Raw genomic sequence first — 23996 nt, 5'->3', positions numbered from 1 at the left:
AGCTAGAGCGCAGTAAGATCGCCTTAATGGGGATTATGGCGGAATTACGATTATGCAAACTATAGATTCACATATAAACGAACAGGCGGATCAATTTAGCCTTCTTCAGGGGTTACTGCGCGATCGCTCTCCTAGAGCCGAACTATTTGATAACAGCAATGGCGATATTTTGGTCATCCCCTCCCTCAGCCTCGATCAGCGAGAAATGCAGAAGATTCAAGGCGTTCATCACTATGAGGAACGACTGCTATTCTCGCTGATTCGCCTGCAAAACCCGCAAACGCGGCTAATTTATGTAACGTCCCAGCCGTTGCATCCCAGCGTTATAGATTACTATTTGCAACTGCTACCGGGAATTCCCTTTTCCCACGCACGCGATCGCCTGCTATTACTTTCAACTTACGATTCATCTCTCAAACCTCTTTCCCAAAAAATTTTAGAGCGTCCCCGCTTAATGGAACGCATTCGCCAAGCGTTGCGCCTAGAACAGTCTTATATGATTTGTTACAACTCTAGCTCTTGGGAGCGTGAGTTGTCCGTGCGGCTAGGCGTACCTTTGTTTGCTTGCGATCCCAATTTGCAGAATTGGGGAACTAAGAGCGGAAGTCGGCAAATTTTTGCAGAAAGCGGCGTTCCTCATCCCGATGGTAGTTCTAGCGCTTGGGATGCTCAAGAACTGGCGATCGCCGCAGCCGAATTATGGGAACGCCAGCCGACTTTACAGCGGATGGTCGTTAAACTCAATGAAGGTATTTCCGGCGAAGGAAATGCACTTTTAGATTTAAGACCAATTCCCAATATGGCTCCGGGAAACGCATCCCACCAAGAACGAGTAGCAGCAATGAGCGATCGCTTCCCATCTCTGCGCTTTCAAGCTAAATGCGAGCATTGGGAAAATTTCCGCAATCGCATCCCAGAGTTAGGGGCTATTGTTGAGGCATTTATTGAAGGAGAAGAGAAGCTATCTCCCAGCGTTCAAGGTCGCATTACACCAGATGGACAGGTGGAAATTCTCTCCACCCACGACCAAATTTTGGGTGGCCCGGACGGTCAAATTTATCTCGGTTGTCGCTTCCCAGCCGATGAAACTTATCGCTTGCGCTTGCAAGAATTAGGTTTAAAAGTTGGCATGAAATTGGCAGAAAAAGGGGCGTTAGAACGATTTGGTGTAGACTTTATCGCCGTTCGCCTACCCGACAATGACGGTATCCCTCAATGGGACATCCAAGCCATTGAAATTAACTTGCGTAAAGGCGGAACCACCCACCCCTTTATGACGCTCAAGTTTCTAACTAACGGTCGCTACGACCGCGCCACTGGTCTGTTTTACAGCCAGCAAGGACGAGCCAAATACTATATTGCCACTGATAATTTGCAAAAAGACAGATATCGCGGTTTGCTTCCTAACGATCTGATGGATATTATTGCTCACCATCACCTACACTTTGACACCAGCACTGAGACGGGCACTGTTTTTCATCTCATGGGTTGCCTTTCAGAATTTGGCAAGTTGGGATTAACCAGTATTGGTGATTCTATGCAACATGCAGAGGAAATTTATAACAAAGTTGTTAAAGTGCTAGATGAAGAAACTAAAACCAACTTCAAAAATTCTAATGTTTTACTATCGCAGCCGAGTACTCCTATTGCTTGGAATGCTGCGGGATAAAATAAAATTGCCTGTGGTTGATTACAGGGTGCTTGCGCTAAGCCGGGAGAGGCAGAAAAAGATTAAAAAAGACTAAAGATATAGCGTGGATATTATATTTACGCGCGATCGCTGCGCTCGCTTTGTCTCTGGGAAAAGGCGTGGTTACCCGCGCCCTTTTCTACGTGGCGGTGCGCCTCATCAAGCTGAGCGGTAATCTTAGCAATTCTGTGCTTCACCTTTTCAAAATCAACGCCAAGCCATACATGGCTATTTCTTGTTCTTTTATCTTCTTCAAGTTGAGCGGCAATTTTATCAACAGTTTGTTTAATTTTGTCAAAATCAAAACCAAGCCTGATAGTTCTTTCTCTAAGTTTTTTTTCTTCTTGATTAACCACGCCTCACCTCCTAAACATACTTAAAAACACATTGCATTTTATATATAAATTAATGTAACTTCTGCTACTTGGGGATCACTCCCTCTTGCGATGGAAACTATATAGATATATAAAATAACCCAGCCGATATAGGTTAGGCGCTCTTCCTAATCCCACAAATATAGGCGGGGTCTAAGCTAGAGATATGGATATCCTACTGCTGAGTAAGAAAATCTATTTATCCTAAAAAAGGTTAATGGATTATGTTTACAACAAGATATCAACACCCCCCATTGGGAGGTATGCACTAAGTCTTAGGCAAAGATGCGATCGCGTATCGGACAATACACTATAGCATCCCATGCGATCGCAATGAACTATCAGCGATAAATGAGCGAGGATTGTAGCGATCGCTTATAGTCTTCAATAAACTATTCAATATCTAATTTGCCTATAGTCTCAGGTGAAAAGCCTTGAAGCGCATAGCTTTTCTTGATTTTGCCTTTTAATTTTTACCTTTGGAATTCCTTAGCACCCTACCAAAATCCAGTTACTTATACTAAGCGCCAAACTTGCGTTGAACCTCTTCAAGCTGGCTGGTAATTTTATCAATTCTGTGCTTAACCTTATCGAAGTCAATAGTAAGCCAAAGAGTTGAGTTTTTTGAATTTATTTCTTCTTCAAGTTGAGCTGTGATTCTATCAATTGTTTCTTGAACTTTGTCAAAATCAAAGCCAAGTTCAATTGTTGTCTCCCTCAGATTTTTCTCCTTTTGAAGAGGCACATATACTCCATTTATGTATTCATAATTTAAATCAGATTGCCTTTTTTTTAATCTAACTTAACGTTAGGTAAAGCCATCGCTCATCTATCTCGCGATAGATAGTGCTGGATAATCAGCCACGTCCGGTTCCGCATATCCCCTGCTGCTATTACACATAACGGAGCGATCGCGCCGTTGTTACCCTTAGCACTAACTAGCCCAAGCGCCTCTTTTGTGTAAAATCGAGGGAGCCTGTGTTCTGTGCGATCGTGTCTCAGTCTGTTGCTACTGCTGCCTACTGCATTAATCCGGATTGTCCGCAGCCTGCGTCCCAGCCTTGGGATAACAAGTTTTGCAATAGCTGCGGGTCATTGCTGCGGCTGAAAAATCGTTATATTCCCATCGATCGTTTGGGTTCGGGGGGGTTCGCCTCCATCTACACAGTTTGGGATTTACAGACGCAATCCGAGAAAGTAATCAAAGTGTTAGTGTCACCCTCTGCAAAGGCACTAGAACTATTTGAGCAAGAGGCAGCAGTTATGGCTAGCCTGCATCACCCCGGCGTTCCCAGAGTGGAAACAGATAGTTATTTTCAAGTAACTGTGGGTAATCCTCGCACTCGCACGCTACCTTGCCTGGTAATGGAAAAAATCAACGGTAAAACGTTGGAAAATATCCTTGAAGAGAATCCCCAAGGATGTCGAGAAGAGTGGGTGCGAGATTGGCTAAAGCAGGCAGTAGAAATTTTAGACGAATTGCACTTGCGCCAGATTATTCACCGCGACATCAAACCGTCTAACTTAATGCTGCGTACCCCTCCTAAATCACCGTCTTCTAAAGGAGGGGCACAGGTAGGTCAGCTAGTAGCGATTGATTTTGGGGGGGCAAAACAAATTGGCAGACTTTCATCGAGTGGGGAGACGAGTTCGACCCGCTTGATTTCTCCAGGCTACAGTCCACCCGAACAGATTGCAGGGGCGGGAATAGGGCCAACGGCGGATTTTTACGCGCTGGGTCAGACAATGATTCATTTGCTTACGGGTCAATATCCTCCAGATATGGAAGATCCGGCAACTGGCCAGTTAAAGTGGCGCGACAAGGTGACGGTTAGCCCCAACCTAGCAAGTTTGCTGGATGACATGGTGCAGGTGGATGTACAGCGGCGACCAGCAACAGCAACGGAAATACTAGAACGGGTGGCTGGCGCTTCCTCAATGAAGACAGTGCCTATTGCGCCAATTTTAGATTTGTCGCAGATAGTCACCAAAGTAGCGCGAATCGGCTTGAAGTGGTCTTGGGTTGCGATCGTAGGATTGAGTAAAGCTTTTGGAACGAGTACGCTTTTACTTATCCAGGGCATAACCACAGTCATCAAAGCTTCCCTCGATACCGTTTGGGGAATGCTATTGGGCGCAATTGGGGGGCTTGTAGGTGCAGGCGTTGGGCTTTGGTTGGCCTATTTGTCTGTTTGGGGCGCTAGAATTACAAACTTAGTCTCTCAACTGCTGCCTCGTATTTTTCCACATATCGACCTCGCAGTGCAGCCAGCATTTCTGGTGTTTATGTTGGCTGGATTTGGCACAGCAATTGGTTTGACTGAGGCGGGTGGCTTTGGGCAAAAGCGGCGGTATGCAGTGGCCAGCCTGATGGGTATCTTGGGCTATGGTTTGGGCTGGTTTATTTGGCCGGGGTTGCCTAATGGAGATTTAGTAGATCGTTTGGTAGCATGGACTGCGATCGCGGTTGCTTCTCTAATTCTTGGTCTTGGTCTGCCCAGTCATCAATTGGTTCATTCTTTTGTTGTTGCAATTGGTACTTTTACTGTCTTTGCAGGTTTAGTTAGCCTACCAGTCTGGGACGCCGAGAGAATCCTCCAGAGTATCTTTTTCCCCACGAACGTAAACATCTGGCCAGAGTTGTTGTCTGCGATCGCTTTTTTCCCTGTTTTGGCAATTGCGATCGCCTTCTGGCTGGGCGTAAGTTCTTACCTCATCGTGCCTTTACTGCGTTGGCTGGGTTGGCGGTGATTAGGTTGGAGTTTTGAGTTTTGAGTTTTGAGTTTTGAGTTTTGAGTTAGTTTATCCCCCGTTGAGGTTTATCTAAGTAAATTCCCGGAACTCGCGATCGCGCCTTTGAAGCTGTACTTAAGTACGCAAATTTAAGGCGCAGACTATGATAAATAAAATTTCCCTTTTGGGCGGACTGCTCATATTTGCAGCTTCTAGTAGTGCAGCTAATTTCACTCAGTTTCAGGCAACTGCTTCTTCTTCACCTTCTAAAGTAGCTCAAGTTTCAGATGTCCAGTGCCAAGGACAAGTACCGCAGCAAGTTGTCGCAATTTTGGGTGATTATCGACTAGCGAAGCAATCAGATTTTGTAGCTTCCATCCGCAATTTAAAATTAAATTATAGTCCAAAAGAAAAGTTTACTTGTAGCATTTTTACGGCTGATTTCAATCAAGATGGATTGAAAGACTATGCCATGTTGTTAGTCAACAAAAAAAATTCTAACTTCCGCTTTCAGATGGCGCTGAATAAGGGCAAAAGCAAGTTTAATTCAGCCATCGTGAAAGATTATAAGCGCATAACGAAGCCTTCTGAAGGAGTTATTTACACCTCAATGAGCTTCAAGCCAGCAAAATCGCCTGGTTTAGCATTGCGCGACTATAGCCCCTTGAAACAAGGAACGGCAGAAAGGAAACAATACGAGGCGAAACCTGCAATTTCGTTATGGAAATCGCCATTGCAAACTAAAAATGGCGTACCGCAGAATTTAGATGTAAGCACGCTGGGTTACTGCTCTGAAGCTTTCTATTTGGTGGATGGCAAACAAAAAACTTTTGTAGTTTGCGATTAAAAATATCGCCGTTAAAGTCTTTTCTTGTAGAGACGACGATTTATCGAGTCTCGATGTATCTAAAGTAGAATGTTGTGAAGAAAACAATGAAGAAGATTATCTCTAGAAATTCAATCAGCTACGGTTTAGGCTTTGTTGCTTGCACAGCGATCGCCGGGGCGATCGCATCAGTTAACAGCCAGCCAGTTGGAGCAATATCTGCTATATCCTCACCAAATCAATCAGTAAAAAGCCAAACATTAGCCCGCGCTAATTGGCAGCGTTACAACAGTTCTACCTATCGCGTTAGCTTTCAGTATCCCCGCAACTGGAAACAAGTCAAAGACCAGCCGGAACGCTTTAGGGGTAGTGATGGCTCGTTTTTGGTATCGGCAATGTCAACACCAAGCTTACAGGAAGGGTGTCGGTCTTTAGCAAATCATAGATTGCTCCCCTATGGTTCTAAACCCAAAATACAGAATTTGAAAATTCAGGGACAATCAGCCTGTTTGATATTACCTTCTGCGGATCAAACACGGGATCAAAAGGGTGAATCTACCCTCATAGTTCGCTATCCTAAACCTGTTCGCGTCGGTTCGGGTACATACTCTTACTTTATGTTGTATGCAGACAAGCAACACATTGTAGAAATTGCCAAAACACTAAAGCTTACAACGTCAGCTAGGTAAATTCCACTAGAGTTGCGATCGCGCATTTAATAATTCTTGATTCTCCGGTGTGTGCGGGATTCTCGATCTAAACTAATGGGTGGAGGTTGCTATTATGACAGAACCATTAGACCAGGATGATTTCACACAAGAACCAGTCGCCAATACATCAAAGAGTTCAAAGGTTCCGAGTTGGGTTGCAGGGGCTTCAGGTTGCGGCTGTTTAAGTTTTTTCATAATTTCGCTTATTGGCGCGATCTCTTTGCCGACTTTTCTCACTTCATCCAATAAAGCAAAGCAATCGGAAGCAAGAATATATATAGGTTCTATGAACAAAAGGCAGCAAGCTTACCGGACAGAGAAACCTACATTTGCCAATTCCATCCGGGACTTGCAGGTAGAAGTCAGCCCCGAAACCAAAAATTATACCTACAAAATAGTGCCTCAATACGATAAGTCCAAAAGCGTGATGATGACAGCTGCGGCGAAGACTTCAGGTTTGAAAAGCTACACGGGTGCTGTCTTTGCCATCAAAAAGGGCAATGAAGTTACTACCGTTACAGTTATTTGTGAAAGCGATGCTGTTAGCACAGCCGCTACGCTACGCGCCACTAACACACCCCCAGCGATGCCAGCTACTCCCAAAGACGAATTAACTCCAATTGAGTGTCCCGCAGGTTCCCGCTCGCTGACTCGTTAGATGTTTAACAATTCTTTATCATGGGGGAAAAGCTTAATTAAATAATAGATGCTGACCCGTATCAAAGACTTAGCTCAAAATCTAGCGCCGCGCCTGATTGAAATTCGCCGCCACATCCACGCTCACCCAGAACTCAGCGGTGCTGAGTACCAAACATCAGCCTACGTTGCAGGCGTGCTGTCATCCTGCGGACTCCACGTAAAAGAATCAGTTGGTAGAACTGGCGTACTTGGGGAATTAATTGGCCAAGGCAGCGACGAGCGCCTTCTGGGGATTCGCACAGATATGGATGCGCTCCCAATTCAGGAGCGTACAAGTCTGGAGTTTACCTCCCGAAGTCCTGGAATCATGCACGCTTGCGGTCACGATGTCCACACAACCGTTGGTTTAGGCACGGCGATGGTACTATCGCAATTGGGAGAAGCTTTACCCGGAAATATCCGCTTCTTGTTCCAACCAGCAGAAGAAATTGCCCAAGGTGCTAGCTGGATGGTGCAAGATGGAGCGATGGATAAAGTGAGCGCGATCGTCAGCCTCCACGTTTTTCCTTCTATTCCAGCAGGATCGGTGGGAATACGCTACGGCGCTCTAACGGCGGCAGCCGATGACCTGGAAATTATCATAACCGGAGAATCGGGGCACGGGGCGCGTCCCCATGAGGCGATTGATGCAATTTGGATTGCCGCGCAGGTGATTACAACTCTTCAGCAAGCAATTAGCCGGACGCAGAATCCGTTACGACCTGTTGTGCTAACGATTGGGAAAATTGAAGGGGGTAGAGCGCCAAATGTGATTGCAGATCATGTGCGATTGGTCGGTACGGTGCGATCGCTCCATCCACAAACCCATGCCAATTTACCACAATGGATCGAGCAGATTGTCGCTGGTATCTGCAACTCCTACGGTGCTGGCTACCAAGTAAACTATAAGCGCGGAGTGCCATCGGTGCAAAATGACGCCGCGCTGACACAGTTACTCGAAAGTGCTGCCAAAGAAGCTTGGGGGTGCGATCGCGTGGAAATTTTACTCGAACCTTCCCTCGGTGCTGAAGATTTTTCTCTGTATCTGCAACACGCTCCAGGTATGATGTTCCGTCTGGGAGTTGGTTACAAGGACAAACTAAACTATCCCCTGCACCATCCGCAATTTGAGGTGGATGAAACCGCAATTGTTACTGGTGTCGTCACCCTCGCTTATGCTGCCTACCAATATTGGCAGCAGAGCTAATTACATTATGTGCAATTTTAATATACTAACCCCCCTGAAAAAAGGGGGTTATCTGCGTCACGCGCTAGCGTCGGCGAAGCCATTGTCTAAACTTTCTAACTCCAGAGGGATTAGGCTCTGAAAAAGCTAATTTATGATGCTAATAATTCAACTAAAAACCTGCTACTTAGCTACCCTAGCAAAATTCCAAACTAATTATGGCATCGCCCACACCGCTGAAGGATACTGACTTAATAGATTGTGCTAGAGCTAACGCAAAGTCGGGAGTTGCAACAGCTGCCGAGTTGTGCGGCTATGGCAATGATATTAAGACTTTTCAGCAAGAACTGAAACACGCCTGTGACAGAATCAACGTTAAGTTTACTGAGTTGAGCGACTTGATTACCGACCAGCAGGACTTAATAAGATTTGGTGGCGAGATTGTTGCTCCTGATAGTCCATCGGAGTTGTAAAATTTTTCTGGTAGAGACACAGATACAGCGTGTTTAATACTACCAATTGAGATACACCGACCCTCCCATATTCTCATCATCAGTACCAAAAATAACGCCACCATCTCGCCCCGGTAAAAGCTCAATTGCCTCTATTTTGTGAGCGTCGAAACGATAAAGGGGAACGAGTTGAGAATTTTGGTTAAACGATATGCGATCGCTGTTGATGGCGATCGCGCCTTCTACATAGACGGCAGAAGCAAATGGCCCATTATCTCCAGGATCGCTTGCTGAACTGATAAAAACAATTCCCGCAGGGTCTACTTTTAAATCGGAAACGTGGCGAACTGCTGAAACAGGCAAAGGTACTTGTAAGTTTGTCGAACCTGTTTGGGAAAACTGATATTTTTTTTCGTCGAGCAATCCCCAGTATATTACACCAGGGTCTTGGTCTTGCCCGCGATGTGCCCAAACAGCAAATAATTGACCGTTAATTTTTTGTAAGGCAAATGCTTCAATATTGCTTTTATTTGTAATATTAGGTAAATCGAAAACTTTAAGAATCGAGATTTGTTTCGTAGATGCGTCAAAGGTGAAATGATAAACCTTTCCCGTACTGCTAGCAGCCATGAAAGTAGGTTTAGAGACACCTGGGACTGTAGTTATAGACTCTAAATCTGCGGGTAGATCGCTATTATTAGGCCAATTTACAGGTAAATATTGGGGCGGCTGTTTGCTATTGATGGTGAGGATTGCTAGACGCCCTTGACCCTGCTTTTTATTGTCATGGACAATTAGAAACGAGTTAGAATCGCTTTGGCGATCTATTGTTGCCATACCACTAATTCCAAAGAGTATGCCACTCCGCACGGGATGCCACTCTTGGGAAACAGCCCGATCGGGCTTAAAAAAACAAAATACCAAAGCAGCTACAGCGATCGCTAAAATCAGTAAGCTTGGAAATTTACGCATCTTGGGAATTAGTCATTAAAAATTGGTGAAAGGAGATTAAAAGTCCGGCGTCAAGAGTCGCCAGTCCTTATCGAGACGCTAATTTATCGCGTCTGTGCAATCCCCAGTTGCAATTATCTATCCTTCTGAGACAGGCGAGAACGTTGTGCGTGAGTTGTTGAGCAGATAAATTCACAAGGGAGAGAGGCAGCTTAAGCGCATTATAATCATCTAATTCCCAACCCAACTACATTGAGCCAGTAGCAAATACCGTCGTACCTGTGGGGGTGTTGTAAAAAGATTTACACCCGAATATAAGGACAGCCTCGACATTTGGCCGCCTTTCCGACGACCAATATTCATCGCGTGCAACCGTAAGAAAAGTTTTATGCGATCGCAGCGTTCTAACCATCGCACTATGTTATATCCCCACCCAGAATTTGCAGTTATCCGCTTCGGTTGCAAGTTGGTCAAAAATTCACCTGCACTATAAGGATGACAAAAGTTTATCGGCTTGTTTTTCCTCGCTATTCGAGCAATAAAGAGACTTGTCACCCCAATTGTTATAACCCTGAAAAATTGTAATCCTATGGAAAATATAATCAGCTTAATGTGCCGCTAAAATGCCGCTGCTAAAAGTCTGATTGCATTTCTACACCCGGAAATTAAATTTAACTTAGTTCTCAATCAATAGCGCTGCCAAATTTTGATTTTACCATCTACATAACCACTGGCAAGCGTATGATTGCTGGGACTAATGGCAACAGATATTACCGAGTTAGGTGAATCGCCGCTGAGGGTACATAACTGTTTGCCCGTCTCCATATCCCAAATCTTGATAGTGCCATCCGCGCCTCCACTAATGAGGGGATGCCCGTCGGGATGAATAACAACTGATGTCACCTGTCGCGAGTGTCCTTGGAGGACGTGGAATATTTCACCCGTTTTTATATGCCAAATTTTGATAGTGCCATCGCCACTGGCACAAGCAAGGCGTTGGTTATCCGGCGCGATCGCGATCGCCCAAACTTGATTTAAATTCCCCGTCAGCACGCCAACCTGTTCGCGGGTGTCTAGCGCCCAGAGGGTAATTAGCCCATCACCGCCGCCACAAGCCAGGATTTGTCGATCTATTTGTCCTACTTGGGATGGTAATTTCTGGTAATGACTCAGCGCGATCGCATAAATTGGCTCCGGCGACGAGATGAGCGTGTCAATTAATTTACCCGTTTTTATATGCCAGAGTTTGATTGTCGCGTCAGTACTGGCGCTGAAGAGGGTTTGATTATCGGGACTAATGGCGATCGCTCTGACTGAACCGCAATGACCGCTGAGGGTACGGATCGCATGCTGCGTTTTGGGTTGCCACACCTTGATAGTTTCATCCCAACTGCCACTAGCGATGGTTTGCCCATCGTTACTCAAGGCGACGCAAAACACACCCTTGGAATGTTCCGATAGCGTATGGATAAGCTCCCCGCTAGTCAACCGCCACAGCTTGATGGTGCCATCAAAACTACCGCTAGCAAGGGTTTCTCCATCTGGGCTAATGGCAAGGGAGCGAACCCAGTCAGAATGACCTTTGATAGTGCGGACGCATTTCCAGATGCGATCGGGAGGATGGGATACAGAGTTAGTAATCACGAGTCAACTGGCGATAATTGAACTTGCTGTTGGAGTTAGCATCGGTTCCAAGGTTGGAATGAAGAAGAGGCGTTGGATATGGCTAGAGATAATAGCGATCGCTCCTCCCTTGGGTAGTTTGTCCAAATGCTATTAACACTTATTAGTTTTCTAGTCGCTGATTACTGATTCTCTGGCGGAGGCTCCATTACCCTCCTCGTGACAGAAACTGGTCTTTTTAGCGACTTAACTGACATTTTGCAATATTTGGATGGATAGGCGTCGATAAGTGGAAAAATTTACCCTACGAATATAGGATTAATTCATTTTTCTACCTCCCCAGCCGCGCCAGCATTGCTCCGAGTTGAACGCTGATAATCCCTAGAATTACACTACCGCAAGCATACAAACCAGCGACGTTCAACAGGCGATCGCGCAGCAGGCTAAAAGTCTCTAACCCATAAGTTGAGAAGGTCGTGTAAGCACCCAAAAAGCCAGTAGTTACCATTAACTTCACTTCTGGAGGAATGTTTGCAACCCTTTCCGATGCCAAAGTGACGAAAAAGCCCATCCCGAAACAGCCAGTCAAGTTAATAAAAAAAGTGCCTGCGGGAAAAGCGGTGGCAAAGTGCTGTTTAAACCACAAATTCAAATAGTAGCGGCTCAAAGCGCCAGCGATCGCTCCTAAACTAATAGCAATCGGATTGCGGAAATTGAGATCTTGCAACATTTATAAAAATTTATTTGTTAATTTTTATACAAAACATTCAACAGCTTAGTCGATAGTTTTTGTTCGATACGACACATTTTTAGACTCATCAGGTTAAATACTGGCGTTTCCAATTATAAAATTTCTTACCGCTTGAATTGTACGCTCCAAGATTCCAAATCGTGTAAGCCGTACCTAACAATGAGAGTAAACCATCCCTAGCAAAAGAGATTAGACCGATAGAATGAGGACAATATTGTATAGCAATGTTATCCATGTAATAGAGGCCTATTCCAAAGCTATGCCTAAGCAAGGAGGGCAGGCCAAGTGAATCAATTCAAAACTGTTGCCTTACTAGGTTTATTAAGCGTGCTAATTACAATTAGCTACTGGATAATTGGTGGTTGGTCGGGTGTATTGGTGGGCGTTGCGATCGCGGCTGTTATGAATCTGGGTTCTTGGTATTTCTCAGAGCGAATTGCTTTAGCGACTTACCCCCCCCAGCCAGTTACTCCAAGTCAAGCACCTGGATTGTACAGCATGGTACAACGACTGTGCGATCGCCCCGGCTTCCCATGCCAGCAATCTGCATAGTTCCTACCCCAGCAGCAGAAGCCTTCGCAACAGGGCAAGATCTAGAAAAGGCAGCAGTAGCAGTTACACAAGGCATCATCGAACTGCTACCAAGCGATCAACTCGAAGCAGTCATCGCCCACGAACTGAGCCACGTTCGCAATCGCGACAGGCTGACTCAATCTGTAGCCGCCACCATTGGGGGTGCTATCTCATTCCTAGCTCAAATAGTCAGCTACAGTATGTGGTTCGACTGCGGTTGTTCCACCTGGAAAAAGAACTATCAGGGTATACATCTCAGATGATGTCTATTTTTTAAAGTAGTAGGTTGGGCGCTGCCCGTCTTACTAATAGCTTGAATCACTTTTTAATAACGAGGAAAAACAATGAGTACCGAAAGTAACATTGCCAAAGAATATGCCATTGTGGAAGTCACCGAGGAGCAGAAAGCCCTTGCTGGAAATATTAGCGAGGAGACTAATGCTCTGGTGGAAGCGGAAATGGCTGGCGAATCTGATGCTCTGAAGGGCGAAACCAAAGCACTAATTGATGCTATTAAAAAACGGGCGCAGTCAGAGGCGCAAACTGCTGGCGATCTAACTCGCGATGCTTATCTCAATGCGGTGCGTCAGGCGCGGGAAAACATTGAACAAAATAAGCTAGTCGATCCTGAGAGAATTGCTTACTCAATTAAACTCATCCAGTATGAAGCTGAGAAGAATTGGGAATCGGTTCTTAAGGAAGTTGCCACATTAGGCGATCGCCTTGCGGATGCTGCAAAAGCTGCTTGGGATGCTTTTACCGCCCCTCGCCCTTCTGATAAACTATAAAACTCAGAAAAATCTGGTGATAGATAAATAAAGCCTGCGTAAACAGGCTTTATTTATTTTCGGGGTTGTCTGGAGGTAACTTGCGCCATCCCTCTAGTTAAACCTGCTTTTTATTTAAATTAGACATTCAAGGCGAGCGCTATTGTTCATAAACTGAAAATAATTTTCAAGCCGCGATCGCCTAATTTTTTACAAATTTTCTACTACTTCAATCAGTTCTTTGGGAGCGTCAATTATAAAATCTGGGTGATGCTTAGTTAATAATTCTTTGGAATTAAATCCCCAACTAACTGCAACAATTTTTATCCAACTTGCTTTGGCAGCTTCAATATCTCTGGCTTCGTCTCCTACATAAATAACGTCTTCAGGTTTTAAATGTTCTTTGGACAAGAAACTGTTAATTACTTTACTCTTACCAAAGAGTGTTGTTCCTGAGTAAACAAAATCAAATACTTCTTCCAATCCGTTTGCTTTAAGGAATATCACCACATTTTCTTTAGAGTTAGATGTGATAATACCTAATAAATGCCCATTGTTTTTCAATTGTATAAGCACTGGGCTAATTCCTGAGATTGGCGTTAATAGCTCAATCTCTTTATTTAACCTAACTTTCACTTTCCTTAAAAGCCCAGGCAACTTAAATAATGATATCCCTGATTGTTTAATAATTTGTCGGGGACTTAAATTTTTGAGGCGTTCGATATCGTCTGGATTGGCTCGTTTGTATCCAAACTCTTCAGATAGATCGTTTGTAATACTTACAAGCGCATCTAGGGTATCAGCAATCGTGCCATCAAAATCAAAAATAATTACTTTTAAAGTCATTAGTTTGGCCTAAACTTAAATTATTTTAAATCAACTAAGGTTTGTAAATATTAATACACCTTCGCATTAGCGGTATGGGGCGGGAATGGTATAATTTTAGTGCAAAAAAAGCCTTCATCCCAGGCAGCGCGAGCGCATTAAATCGGTATTAGCTATCGAAATTTAATCATATCTTGTAGCTAGCGAGGCTCCTATGGCTCTAACTGTTGCTACCATATAAAAAAATAAACAGTCGCCAAGGATTGCGTGTAGTGGGACTATTTGATGATTCCAAACGGTTTCTAGAAACCCAGTTAGAGGAATTTCTCCGGAATAATCCCCATCTGGAGTTACAAATGCTAGAGGAGCAACTGCGGGAGCAAGAGCAAGACACGCTCCGCTTGATTGCAGACCTCCAGCGCGGGGAAAAGCGATCGCAGGATGAAATTCTCTCTACAGCGCAAGAAATAAAGCGCTGGCATTCCCGCATAGAGAAAGCTAAAGCCTCTGGGAGAATGGATTTAGCCCAAGCTGCTCAAGAGCGAGAAGCTGCACTGCTACGCCAAGGGAATCAGCTTTGGGGACAGATGCAAGGCTGTAAAGAGCGTCTTGAGCAAGCTAAGGAACTACAGCGCAAAATTCAGCTGCGTCGCCAAGAGGTAAAAACAAAAGCCGCCTCAGCTCAAGCACCACGTAATAGTAATAAAGCCGAACAGAGAGCCGCTAGCACCGCTTGGAATCAGAGTAGCACCAACAGCAATACTCATACTGGCGCAGAGGGATTAGAAGAACAATTCCAGCGTTGGGAAACTGAGGACGAGTTGAATAGTATGAAGCGCAACTTGGGGCGCTAGGGAGCCGAAATGCTACTGCCTTTCGTGGTTTGAGCGACCAATTGTGAAAGAGATGGGGCGACGGGGTTGCACCGTTTGGTTTTTATCTCCTTGAGTCACATTCCGCATAAAAGGTGATGTCCGATCGGGGCTTGCTGTGGTTTCGTCAAGCCCGCCAGTCCAAGATACGCCAAAAACCCGCTTATAGTTGGAAGCGATCGCTAAAAATGATCCACCCAAAATATATATTGGCAGAGGAAGGGTGAAGTGCTTCACCCATTGGTAAACTTCTGCCGTCCCGAATAGCACGAGAAAACTAGCGAGCCACACTCTCATCGTTAATACCAGTTCTCATTTGGATACATTACAACGAGCGAGTCAATATCGTACAATATACTAAATAATCATGAGAGTTTGGCTTATTGGGGCGTGCCTAGCGATGTAGTAAGCCCTATTAAGGGATTATCGCTCAGAAAACCAAAATAAAACGCGAGAGCCAAAGTCAGGCATCTCGCGTTTATTAGATAAAAGCTTAGGAGCGATCGCGCTAGGTTTTTCTATGCCTTCCCCGCCAGTTGCTGGGTCTTGCCAGAAGTCAAGCGTTCGTAAGTCGCCCGCATTTTTAGACCCACCAGCACTTGGAACAATCCAGTACCGTTGTTTGAGCCTGGGTATTCGCGATGCTGTAGCAAGAGTTTAGTCAACTCGCCCTCGTACTTAGTAGAAGTTTTGCTCAGATGGCTCTCGATGTAGATGACTTCCTCTAGATTGTCAAACTGACCATCTACTTCTAGGATCGAGACTTCGTGGCCGTAATAAGCATCTGGCCCGTAGTACATCTTGATTCCAGGGTAAGAGCAAGTCAGCTTACGACCGCAAGGAGTCCAATTAATTGTGGAACCCTCATCAAACAGGTAAGCAGGCTCAAAACCTTCCACGCCTTCTCTCTGGATCATCTGTACCCGCAAAACCTTGCGTTCCTGGTCATCCTTGATCAAATTCGTGGGTAAAACCTGAATCACGACATCCGCAAACTCTTTTTGCGGATCTATGTAAGCGGAGAAGTCGGGACGACGGGAATTGATGGCAGCTAGCACATCCTCGTAGGTGTGGCCCCTCTCTGCCATATCGCGCTGAATTTTCCAAGCAATCTTGACCTCATCGCTGATGTCAAGATAGACGCTGAAATCTAGAAGCGATCGCACGCGCTCATCATATAACGGGTGCAGACCCTCAATCACAATAATATGATTTGGCTCCACCCTCTCTGGTGGGTCGATCATGCCCGTTTCGTGGTTGTAAATAGGCTTATCAATAGCCTGACCACTCTTCAGCGCTTTCATTTGCTCATACATCAGGTCAAAGTTGTTTGCCTTCGGATTAAGAGCAGTAATCCCCGTTTCCTTGCGCTGCTTCCGGTCCAGAGAGTGGTAATCGTCCAGGCAGATCACAGTCACGAAATCTTCCCCGAACAAATCTGTCAATCGGCGCAAAAAAGTAGATTTACCGCATCCGGAATCTCCGGCAACGCCAATTAGCACCACGCGGTCCGGCTTACTGGTCATAGGTTCCCTCTAACGAAAAATTGTTTACTAACCGAGTCCTGACTTCACTGAGCATCTTTAGCCTGTAACTAGCCCCATCCGCGTCCGGGAAGACTTAAGGGCTTTTCTAGTGAGTATTTACTACTAGCTGCTGATAGTGGATCTTACCAAAACGGGCTTTCCCATACAAGGCTTATCCCAATGGGATTCAGATGCCTCAGTACCTAGAATACGGTTATTTGCACCTTTTAAAAACATAAAATTGACTCAATAGTGACATTTTCTAAATTGATTACTCGCTACCTTAAAGGAGGCCGATGATGGCTTTCCCAATACAACTTGCTGCAAAAGTGCTTACTCCGCCTGCTCTAAGCGCCGGAGACACATGAGCATAGCCTTACAATGCTACGCTAGGTAGAAACTCAGCTCTAGGAGCCGGACGTTATCCGGAACCCAGGCTGGCATATGCTGGAAAGGACACGTTGCTACAACGTGTTGATTTGGGTTAGGAGATATCTAGTTAGCAATGTACAATCAAAGCGTAGCTGGCGGTACTACCAATACAACGTCTGGTAGCCGCGCCTTTGTTTATGAGGTAGTTGGTCTGCGTCAGAACGAAGAAACTGACAAAACGGGCTATCCTATTCGTCGCAGTGGCAGTGTATTTATCACAGTGCCTTACGACCGGATGAATCAAGAGATGCGACGAATTACTCGCATGGGCGGCAAAATTGTCAGCATAAAGCCTGTGACGGGTGCAGACATAGAAGTTAATGGGAAAGCCAAATCGGAACCTGCACAACAAGCGCCTGCGAAGTTAGCAGAAAAAACAAGTCCCATGACTCAAGCCAAAGAAAAAACCGAAAAAGCAGACATTCCTGTTAATCTATACCGTCCAAACGCACCTTATATTGGCAAGTGCCTGTCTAACGAAGAACTTGTGCGCGAAGGTGGGGAAGGCACAGTCCGTCACTTGACATTCGACCTTTCTGCGGGCAACCTGCGGTATCTGGAAGGCCAAAGTATCGGCATTATCCCAGAAGGAACCGACAAAAATGGCAAGCCTCACAAGCTGCGGCTTTACTCCATCGCCTCAACTCGTCACGGGGATCGTCTTGATGACAAGACTATATCCCTCTGTGTTAGGCAGCTAGAGTACAAGCATCCTGAAACTGGCGAAAAAGTCTTTGGGGTCTGCTCTACCTACCTATGCAACCTGAATAGTGGGGATGATGTAAAAATCACTGGCCCAGTTGGTAAGGAAATGCTTTTACCAGACGATCCGGAAGCCAATATCATTATGATGGCTACCGGAACTGGAATTGCACCATTCCGCGCTTACCTGTGGCGGATGTTCAAAGAAAAGCATGAAAACTACCAGTTCAAGGGTCTAGCTTGGCTATTCTTCGGAGTCGCCTACACTCCCAACCTTCTCTACAAAGATCAACTAGAGGAGATACAGAAACAGTACCCGGATAACTTCCGCCTGACATCTGCCATCAGCCGGGAACAGAAGAATCCCCAAGGCGGCAAGATGTACATCCAAAATCGGATTGCCGAACACGCCGATGAACTGTGGGAATTGATTCAAAAACCAAACACCCACACTTACATCTGCGGTTTGAAAGGCATGGAAGGTGGCATCGATGAGGGTATGTCGGGCGCTGCTAGCAAGTTCGGCGTTAACTGGACTGATTACCAGAAGGACCTCAAGAAGCAAGGACGCTGGCACGTAGAAACCTACTAGGTTTGTACTTGTTTGGAGATAAACCCCCAAACCTCTCCTACCCGTCGGGGGTGAGGCTACATATTACAGGCGGGACGGCAGCCTGCACAAGTTCTACAAGCTCTCTTGTGCGGGCTGTTTTTTTGTGAGAAATGGGGTTATATAGACGCTTACCAGCTTCCACCATCTCCACCGCCACAACTATCCCCACCTCCAAAACTGCTACCGCTATCGCTACTGCTGCTCCAAGAACTATCGCTGCTGCTACTCCAAGAACTATCGCTACTGCTGCTGGAACTGCTACCGCTATCGCTGCTGCTGCTACTCCAAGAACTATCGCTACTGCTACCGCTATCGCTACTGCTGCTCCAGGAAATATCGCTACTGCTACTGCTACTACTACCGCTATCGCTACTGCTGCTGCTCCAGGAACTATCGCTACTGTTAATGTTAGAAACGGCTTCAAAGAGAGGAATTGTTTCTTCAGTCTGATGGGTGTAAGAACAGTGATAGCAGCGATCGCTAACTAACAGCTTGCCTGTTTTATTTGTTGTCGCTGCTTCTAAAACCTCCGATTGGGTTGTCTTTGCCACTTGTCCGCAGCTAGGGCAGCTACTTATTTGGTAAGGCTTTAATGTAATCTCGTGTATGTGCATCCCTTGTCCGGTTAGATGCTGAAGACAGTTGGGACACTGCCAACCTTCATATCTCACATAACCCAGGTTTTGAAGAAATTTTTCAGCTATGTTGAGATGCAGCGGGAGTTTAGTAGATTCTACTTGTTCCATAGGTTGAAAGCATTTGGCGCAGTTTACAGATTGGTGCGACAAATTACGCGATCGCCCCTCTGGTTCAATTAAATTCGCCTTTGTCCTACCATCTGGCATTGCCTTTTTTGCGTAAAACATCGCGGCGATCGCAGCAGCTATGGAACCACCAGTAAATCCGTAGAATAGCCAATCGTACCAAGGTATATCGACATACCAAGGACGCTCGTCGCTAGAGTTCAATAGCGGCTCTGATGCTTGTAGGCTGATTACTAGCGCTTTGCTTCCAGCTAGCGTACCGCCATCAAAGTCGTCTTTTTTGAATCGCGGCGTAATTTCTTGCTTGATAATGTTGCCTACTTTGGCATTTGGCAGAATAGTCTCAACCCCATATCCCGTCTCAATTTCTACTCGGCGCTCGCGCTTGGAAATCAAAAATAAGACGCCATTGTTTTTATCTTTCTTACCAATGTGCCAGCGATTGAACAACGCCGTAGCAAACTCTTTCGGAGTTCTAGATGGCGCAGTTTCCGTTACCGTTACCACTGCGATTTCACTACCATTTTGAGCCTCCAGCGCTGAAATTTGTCTATTAATCTCAGCTTCAGTCGCAGGCGTTAGTATATTTGCCATATCCTCAACCCAACCGCCATTTAGCTTTCTTGGGTTTGGAACTTCATCTACAGTTACAGCAGAACTGGACACGGGGAAGTTGAGTAAAGCCAAACTTAGAAAACCACCACAGAAAGCTTGTTTGAACATAAATGCTACAGGTTGAGTTGCTGCGTGCGTTCTAGAGAAAACTCAGCTTTTTAGGCTAGCCTTTGGTTATGGCGCAAGATGAGATGCCAAACCAGCTTTTTGATTTGTAAAGGCTAGCTGCCTCTTACCTTCAATTTCTACAGATACCTTTACAGAAAAGTTATGCCTCTTACCTGTTTGTAACGCCGCGATGCCTGTAATTATCTATGTCTAATGTTTTCTAACTCTAACCTTGCTGGTATTCTCCGCTTCCTGCCTAAAACTTTGTTGTCTTGGGCTATTCGCGGAATGTACTTTCCCTAAGTACTTGATAAATATTATTTTTTATGATATATAGATTAACTTTCTTGCTGCAATCCTGAGAATTAGGTTAAATTTAATTAAGATTCATCTTCTTTTGGAAACGCTTTCATTTTTAGACCTATGTAGAGGCAACACATCTATGAAATTTTCTTGGAGAGTAATACTACTTTGGACACTGCCTGCTTTAGTCATTGGGTTTTTCCTGTGGCAAGGGGCATTTGCACCCGCTACCGCTGAAATGGGCAAGAACACTGCCAGTACAAGAATGACTTACGGGCGGTTCTTGGAATACCTGGATGCAGGTCGGGTGAAAAGCGTCGATCTTTATGATTCAGGCAGGACAGCAATTGTCCAAGCAATCGATCCAGAACTGGATAACCGGACGCAGGTGCTGCGAGTGGATCTGCCGAGCAACTCCCCAGAGCTGATTTCCAAGCTGGCGAGAAATTCCAACATTAGCCTAGATACCCATCCAGTTCGCAACGATGGGGCAATTTGGGGATTTTTGGGAAACTTAGTTTTTCCAATACTGTTAATTGCTGGGCTGTTTTTCTTGTTCCGGCGCTCTAGCAACCTGCCTGGTGGCCCAGGTCAAGCGATGAACTTTGGCAAATCGAAAGCGCGGTTTAGCATGGAAGCTAAAACAGGCGTTTTGTTCGATGATGTTGCTGGTATCGAAGAAGCCAAAGAAGAACTCCAAGAAGTCGTGCAATTCCTCAAACAGCCGGAGCGGTTTACTGCGGTTGGTGCGAGAATTCCCAAAGGCGTGTTGTTAGTTGGCCCTCCGGGAACTGGTAAGACACTGTTGGCGAAAGCGATCGCTGGTGAAGCTGGCGTTCCCTTCTTTAGCATCTCCGGCTCAGAGTTTGTTGAGATGTTTGTGGGCGTTGGTGCTTCCCGCGTGCGCGACTTGTTCAAAAAAGCCAAAGAAAACGCCCCCTGTATCATCTTCATCGATGAAATCGACGCAGTTGGCCGTCAGCGGGGCGCAGGCATAGGCGGTGGTAACGACGAGCGCGAACAAACCCTCAACCAGCTATTGACCGAAATGGATGGTTTTGAAGGTAACACGGGCATCATTATCATTGCCGCTACCAACCGCCCAGACGTACTCGACGCCGCCTTATTGCGTCCCGGACGCTTTGACCGTCAAGTTACAGTTGACGCCCCGGACATCAAAGGAAGGCTGGAAGTCCTAGAAGTACATGCCCGGAATAAGAAAATCGCGCCGGAAGTATCATTAGAAGCGATCGCCCGCCGCACTCCCGGATTCACAGGCGCTGACTTAGCCAACCTGCTCAACGAAGCCGCCATTCTTACCGCCCGTCGTCGCAAAGATGCCATCACCATGTTGGAAATCAACGACGCCGTTGACCGCGTAGTTGCTGGTATGGAAGGCACTCCCCTCGTAGACAGCAAGAGCAAGCGGCTAATTGCTTATCACGAAGTCGGTCACGCTATTGTTGGCACGCTCATTGTCGGCCACGACCCCGTACAGAAAGTAACCCTAGTTCCACGCGGACAAGCACGCGGTTTAACCTGGTTTACCCCAAGTGAAGATTCTGGCTTAGTTTCCAGATCTCAGTTATTGGCACGTATCACAGGCGCTTTGGGCGGTCGTGCTGCTGAAGAAGTGATTTTTGGCGATTCTGAAATAACCACTGGTGCTGGCGGTGACTTGCAACAGGTGACAGGCTTGGCGCGACAGATGGTGACGCGCTTCGGTATGTCTGACCTCGGCCCCTTATCGCTAGAAAGCCAGAGTGGAGAAGTATTCCTCGGTCGTGACTGGACGAGTCGCTCTGAATACTCTGAGGACATTGCCTCACGTATTGATGCCCAGGTACGCACTATTGTGGATCATTGCTACAAAGATGCCCTGCGGATTATGCGGGAAAATCGGGCTGCGATCGATCGCCTAGTCGATCTGCTAGTCGAGAAGGAAACTATCGACGGCGAAGAGTTCCGTCAGATTGTGGCTGAGTACACGGTTTTGCCTGAAAAGGAGCAATTCGCTCCCACCACTTAAAGAGTAAAGCCTGTAAAGGCAAAATTTAACAGGAAAAAGGCAAAAGAAAAGTTACCCTTTCTTTTGCCTTTTTCCTTTTTAGTTTTTATTGTTCAAGCCGAAGTCATCGCCTCAGTTTTCAACCTTTGACTACCTAATACCTCAACAGTTTGCCTCACCGGGATTTCAATCCAAAACTCCGTTCCTTGTCCCTTTTCTGACACGCACCTCAGCGCCCCCTGATGCTTCTGCACTATAATTCCATAGCTGATCGACAACCCCAACCCCGTGCCTTTACCCACTGGCTTAGTAGTGAAAAACGGGTCAAATAACCGTGTTTGCACTTCTTCGGTCATACCTGGCCCATTATCCACAATTCGCACCGCAACAACATTAGGGTTTAACATCTCAGTACGAATCCTAATAGTAGGGATTGGGAGTTTAGAGTCTGGAGTAGGGACTCTGGAGCCAATATCCAAAAATCCCTTATCCCCTGTCTCTATTTCCAGCGCCTCAATCGCATTGCTGAGAATATTCATGAACACCTGATTCAGTTGTCCCGCATAGCACTCAACTAATGGCAAATTGCCATAGTCTTTAATCACCTGAATTTCGTTATTTCCTGAATTTGTTTTCAGGCGGTTTTTCAGGATTAACAGCGTGCTATCAATGCCTTCATGAAGATCTACGGGCTTCATTTCTGCTTCGTCGAGGCGAGAGAAATTTCGCAGAGATAGGACAATCTGACGGATGCGTTCGGTGCCGATCTTCATCGAAGATAGAATTTTAGATAAATCTTTAACGAGAAAGTCAATTTCAATATTTTCAGTATGTTCTTGAATTTCTTCTGCTGGTTGGGGATAGTGCTTTTGATAAAGCTGTACCAGCGTTAGTAGTTCTTGAGTGTATTGGTCCAGATAGACGAGGTTGCCGTGTATAAAGTTAACAGGGTTATTAATTTCATGAGCTACACCAGCAACCATCTGACCCAATCCAGACATCTTTTCGGTTTGAATCAGTTGCGTTTGAGTTTGTTGCAATTTTTGTAGAGCTTGCTGAAGTTCTGTTTCTGCTAGCGTGCGTTCAGCAATTTCAATTTCTAAATTTTGGTTTAATCTTATTAGTTCGGCTGTACGATCAATTACTTTCTCCTCTAGGGAGTGATAAGATTCAGCGAGCCTTGTCGCCATCTGGTTGAATTCGCAGGAAAGTTGTTGAATTTCATCTTTTGTGTTGATATTCAAGCGATAATCCAAGTTGCCCATACCAATTTTTGCTGCTCCCATTTGCAGCTTTTCGATAGAGCGAATTACCGGAAGTAATATCAGCACTATTTGACCGCCAAAGAACAGCAGAATTATACCTGTGGTAGTGTACCTAACAACTTGGGTAGTGTATTTGAATTGATTTGCTTGTTGTTTCGCTAATGCATGCTGCTGTTCAACGCTACTCACCAGCGAATCTAGAGAGAAGTCAATATCATCTCTATAAGAATTGATCGTTCTGAAATCCTGCTGGGTCTGTTCGAGAGTGGAAGGCTCGTCACGAAGTTCTGTTGCTAAACGCACGAGAAAGTTGTGGCGACGGCGGATAATTGCCAGTTCTGAATTTTCTGGAATCAGGCTTTGCAAATCATCCAGGCTAAGTATAAATTCTGACATAGCTTTGTAGTACTTCGCCATGTCTGACGGGTCGTGATTGAGGATGATATAGTTCCTGAGTGCTGCGATTTGATCTCTTAAGGAGAGTTTTAGATTAACGGCTGCACTGAAGGCTCGATCGACTCTCTCGTGGCTGGTTTCTGTAGATATCTCCACTCTTTTTAATAGGAATTCACTTCCAACTGTAAGAGATACAATTAGCCCTATAAAGGCAACAGAAGAACCAATAAATTTAGTTAATATTTTCATGCGA

The 23996-nt window shown here is 45.5% G+C and carries 25 protein-coding genes; 13 read left to right on the top strand and 12 right to left on the bottom strand.

Features of this window, described 5'->3' with window-relative positions:
• The first annotated feature begins 52 nt into the window (after positions 1 to 52).
• A complete protein-coding gene (locus tag H6F77_RS07390) occupies positions 53 to 1669 on the top strand; it encodes a peptide ligase PGM1-related protein (RefSeq protein WP_190486857.1) in 1617 nt (538 codons plus the stop codon).
• A 98-nt stretch (positions 1670 to 1767) separates the two neighbouring features.
• Here the strand turns inward: H6F77_RS07390 and H6F77_RS07385 are convergent, their stop codons facing one another.
• The gene (locus H6F77_RS07385) at positions 1768 to 2046 is read right to left on the bottom strand and encodes a hypothetical protein (protein ID WP_190486855.1); all 279 of its coding nucleotides are present in this window, start codon (positions 2044 to 2046) and stop codon (positions 1768 to 1770) included.
• A gap of 538 nt (positions 2047 to 2584) precedes the next feature.
• The gene (locus tag H6F77_RS07380) at positions 2585 to 2809 is read right to left on the bottom strand and encodes a hypothetical protein (protein WP_190486853.1); all 225 of its coding nucleotides are present in this window, start codon (positions 2807 to 2809) and stop codon (positions 2585 to 2587) included.
• 248 nt (positions 2810 to 3057) lie between these two features.
• On the opposite strand from H6F77_RS07380, the gene H6F77_RS07375 reads away from it, so the two are divergent.
• The 6 genes from H6F77_RS07375 (at position 3058) to H6F77_RS07350 (ending at position 8670) form a co-directional block, all read left to right on the top strand.
• The gene (locus tag H6F77_RS07375; protein ID WP_190486851.1) at positions 3058 to 4815 is read left to right on the top strand and encodes a protein kinase domain-containing protein; all 1758 of its coding nucleotides are present in this window, start codon (positions 3058 to 3060) and stop codon (positions 4813 to 4815) included.
• 145 nt (positions 4816 to 4960) lie between these two features.
• Entirely contained in the window at positions 4961 to 5644 is a 684-nt protein-coding gene (locus H6F77_RS07370) for a hypothetical protein (protein WP_190486849.1), read from the top strand.
• Positions 5645 to 5730: 86 nt separating this feature from the next.
• A complete protein-coding gene (locus H6F77_RS07365) occupies positions 5731 to 6312 on the top strand; it encodes a hypothetical protein (RefSeq protein WP_190486848.1) in 582 nt (193 codons plus the stop codon).
• A gap of 94 nt (positions 6313 to 6406) precedes the next feature.
• Positions 6407 to 6991 carry a type IV pilin-like G/H family protein gene (locus H6F77_RS07360; RefSeq protein WP_190486846.1) on the top strand — a complete coding sequence of 195 codons (585 nt, stop codon included), beginning with the start codon at positions 6407 to 6409 and terminating at the stop codon, positions 6989 to 6991.
• Between the two features lie 48 nt (positions 6992 to 7039).
• Positions 7040 to 8218 (top strand): M20 family metallopeptidase, encoded by a 1179-nt coding sequence (locus H6F77_RS07355; protein WP_190486844.1) that lies wholly within the window; start codon positions 7040 to 7042, stop codon positions 8216 to 8218.
• A gap of 197 nt (positions 8219 to 8415) precedes the next feature.
• Complete coding sequence (locus H6F77_RS07350) at positions 8416 to 8670, top strand: hypothetical protein (protein WP_190486842.1); 255 nt, start codon at positions 8416 to 8418, stop codon at positions 8668 to 8670.
• Positions 8671 to 8709: 39 nt separating this feature from the next.
• Here H6F77_RS07350 and H6F77_RS07345 read toward each other — a convergent pair whose 3' ends face one another.
• From H6F77_RS07345 to crcB, 5 genes are all read right to left on the bottom strand, one after another.
• The gene (locus tag H6F77_RS07345; RefSeq protein WP_190486840.1) at positions 8710 to 9621 is read right to left on the bottom strand and encodes a hypothetical protein; all 912 of its coding nucleotides are present in this window, start codon (positions 9619 to 9621) and stop codon (positions 8710 to 8712) included.
• A gap of 226 nt (positions 9622 to 9847) precedes the next feature.
• Positions 9848 to 10012 carry a hypothetical protein gene (locus H6F77_RS07340; RefSeq protein ID WP_190486838.1) on the bottom strand — a complete coding sequence of 55 codons (165 nt, stop codon included), beginning with the start codon at positions 10010 to 10012 and terminating at the stop codon, positions 9848 to 9850.
• Positions 10013 to 10287: 275 nt separating this feature from the next.
• A complete protein-coding gene (locus H6F77_RS28695) occupies positions 10288 to 11244 on the bottom strand; it encodes a WD40 repeat domain-containing protein (protein ID WP_190486835.1) in 957 nt (318 codons plus the stop codon).
• A 3-nt stretch (positions 11245 to 11247) separates the two neighbouring features.
• Positions 11248 to 11370 (bottom strand): hypothetical protein, encoded by a 123-nt coding sequence (locus H6F77_RS28280; protein ID WP_255515700.1) that lies wholly within the window; start codon positions 11368 to 11370, stop codon positions 11248 to 11250.
• Between the two features lie 184 nt (positions 11371 to 11554).
• Positions 11555 to 11953 (bottom strand): fluoride efflux transporter CrcB, encoded by a 399-nt coding sequence (gene crcB / locus H6F77_RS07330; protein ID WP_190486834.1) that lies wholly within the window; start codon positions 11951 to 11953, stop codon positions 11555 to 11557.
• 306 nt (positions 11954 to 12259) lie between these two features.
• On the opposite strand from crcB, the gene H6F77_RS27815 reads away from it, so the two are divergent.
• The 3 genes from H6F77_RS27815 to H6F77_RS07320 all read left to right on the top strand — a co-directional run bounded on the left by H6F77_RS27815 (position 12260) and on the right by H6F77_RS07320 (position 13335).
• Entirely contained in the window at positions 12260 to 12526 is a 267-nt protein-coding gene (locus H6F77_RS27815; protein ID WP_242021977.1) for a M48 family metallopeptidase, read from the top strand.
• On the top strand, positions 12508 to 12810 hold the full coding sequence (locus tag H6F77_RS07325) for a M48 family metalloprotease (protein WP_242021975.1): 303 nt from the start codon (positions 12508 to 12510) through the stop codon (positions 12808 to 12810). The genes H6F77_RS27815 and H6F77_RS07325 overlap by 19 nt, the downstream gene beginning before the upstream one ends.
• An 81-nt stretch (positions 12811 to 12891) precedes the next feature.
• Positions 12892 to 13335: a hypothetical protein gene (locus tag H6F77_RS07320; protein ID WP_199321214.1), complete on the top strand. Its 444-nt coding sequence runs from the start codon at positions 12892 to 12894 to the stop codon at positions 13333 to 13335.
• Positions 13336 to 13524: 189 nt separating this feature from the next.
• On the opposite strand, the gene H6F77_RS07315 is transcribed toward H6F77_RS07320, so the two are convergent.
• The gene (locus H6F77_RS07315; protein ID WP_190486832.1) at positions 13525 to 14160 is read right to left on the bottom strand and encodes an HAD-IA family hydrolase; all 636 of its coding nucleotides are present in this window, start codon (positions 14158 to 14160) and stop codon (positions 13525 to 13527) included.
• A 251-nt stretch (positions 14161 to 14411) separates the two neighbouring features.
• Between H6F77_RS07315 and H6F77_RS07310 the strand changes: the two genes are divergently transcribed.
• Positions 14412 to 14993 carry a TIGR04376 family protein gene (locus tag H6F77_RS07310; protein ID WP_190486831.1) on the top strand — a complete coding sequence of 194 codons (582 nt, stop codon included), beginning with the start codon at positions 14412 to 14414 and terminating at the stop codon, positions 14991 to 14993.
• A 12-nt stretch (positions 14994 to 15005) separates the two neighbouring features.
• Here the strand turns inward: H6F77_RS07310 and H6F77_RS07305 are convergent, their stop codons facing one another.
• Both H6F77_RS07305 and H6F77_RS07300 read right to left on the bottom strand, forming a co-directional pair.
• Positions 15006 to 15308, bottom strand: coding sequence for a hypothetical protein (locus H6F77_RS07305; RefSeq protein WP_190487012.1), 303 nt, complete (start codon positions 15306 to 15308; stop codon positions 15006 to 15008).
• A gap of 221 nt (positions 15309 to 15529) precedes the next feature.
• Positions 15530 to 16537 carry a phosphoribulokinase gene (locus H6F77_RS07300; protein ID WP_190486829.1) on the bottom strand — a complete coding sequence of 336 codons (1008 nt, stop codon included), beginning with the start codon at positions 16535 to 16537 and terminating at the stop codon, positions 15530 to 15532.
• 505 nt (positions 16538 to 17042) lie between these two features.
• On the opposite strand from H6F77_RS07300, the gene cpcD/petH reads away from it, so the two are divergent.
• A complete protein-coding gene (gene cpcD/petH / locus H6F77_RS07295) occupies positions 17043 to 18263 on the top strand; it encodes a bifunctional rod-capping linker CpcD/ferredoxin--NADP reductase PetH (RefSeq protein WP_190486827.1) in 1221 nt (406 codons plus the stop codon).
• 149 nt (positions 18264 to 18412) lie between these two features.
• Here cpcD/petH and H6F77_RS07290 read toward each other — a convergent pair whose 3' ends face one another.
• Positions 18413 to 19771: a TPM domain-containing protein gene (locus H6F77_RS07290; RefSeq protein ID WP_190486825.1), complete on the bottom strand. Its 1359-nt coding sequence runs from the start codon at positions 19769 to 19771 to the stop codon at positions 18413 to 18415.
• Between the two features lie 442 nt (positions 19772 to 20213).
• Between H6F77_RS07290 and ftsH2 the strand changes: the two genes are divergently transcribed.
• A complete protein-coding gene (ftsH2, locus tag H6F77_RS07285; protein WP_190486823.1) occupies positions 20214 to 22103 on the top strand; it encodes an ATP-dependent zinc metalloprotease FtsH2 in 1890 nt (629 codons plus the stop codon).
• A gap of 92 nt (positions 22104 to 22195) precedes the next feature.
• On the opposite strand, the gene H6F77_RS07280 is transcribed toward ftsH2, so the two are convergent.
• On the bottom strand, positions 22196 to 23992 hold the full coding sequence (locus H6F77_RS07280; RefSeq protein WP_190486822.1) for an ATP-binding protein: 1797 nt from the start codon (positions 23990 to 23992) through the stop codon (positions 22196 to 22198).
• Positions 23993 to 23996 lie beyond the last annotated feature (4 nt).

The sequence above is a fragment of the Microcoleus sp. FACHB-831 genome, assembly GCF_014695585.1.
GTDB lineage: Bacteria > Cyanobacteriota > Cyanobacteriia > Cyanobacteriales > FACHB-T130 > FACHB-831.
The sequence above is the reverse complement of the archived record's forward strand: the minus strand, read 5'-3'. Positions and strand labels throughout refer to the sequence as shown.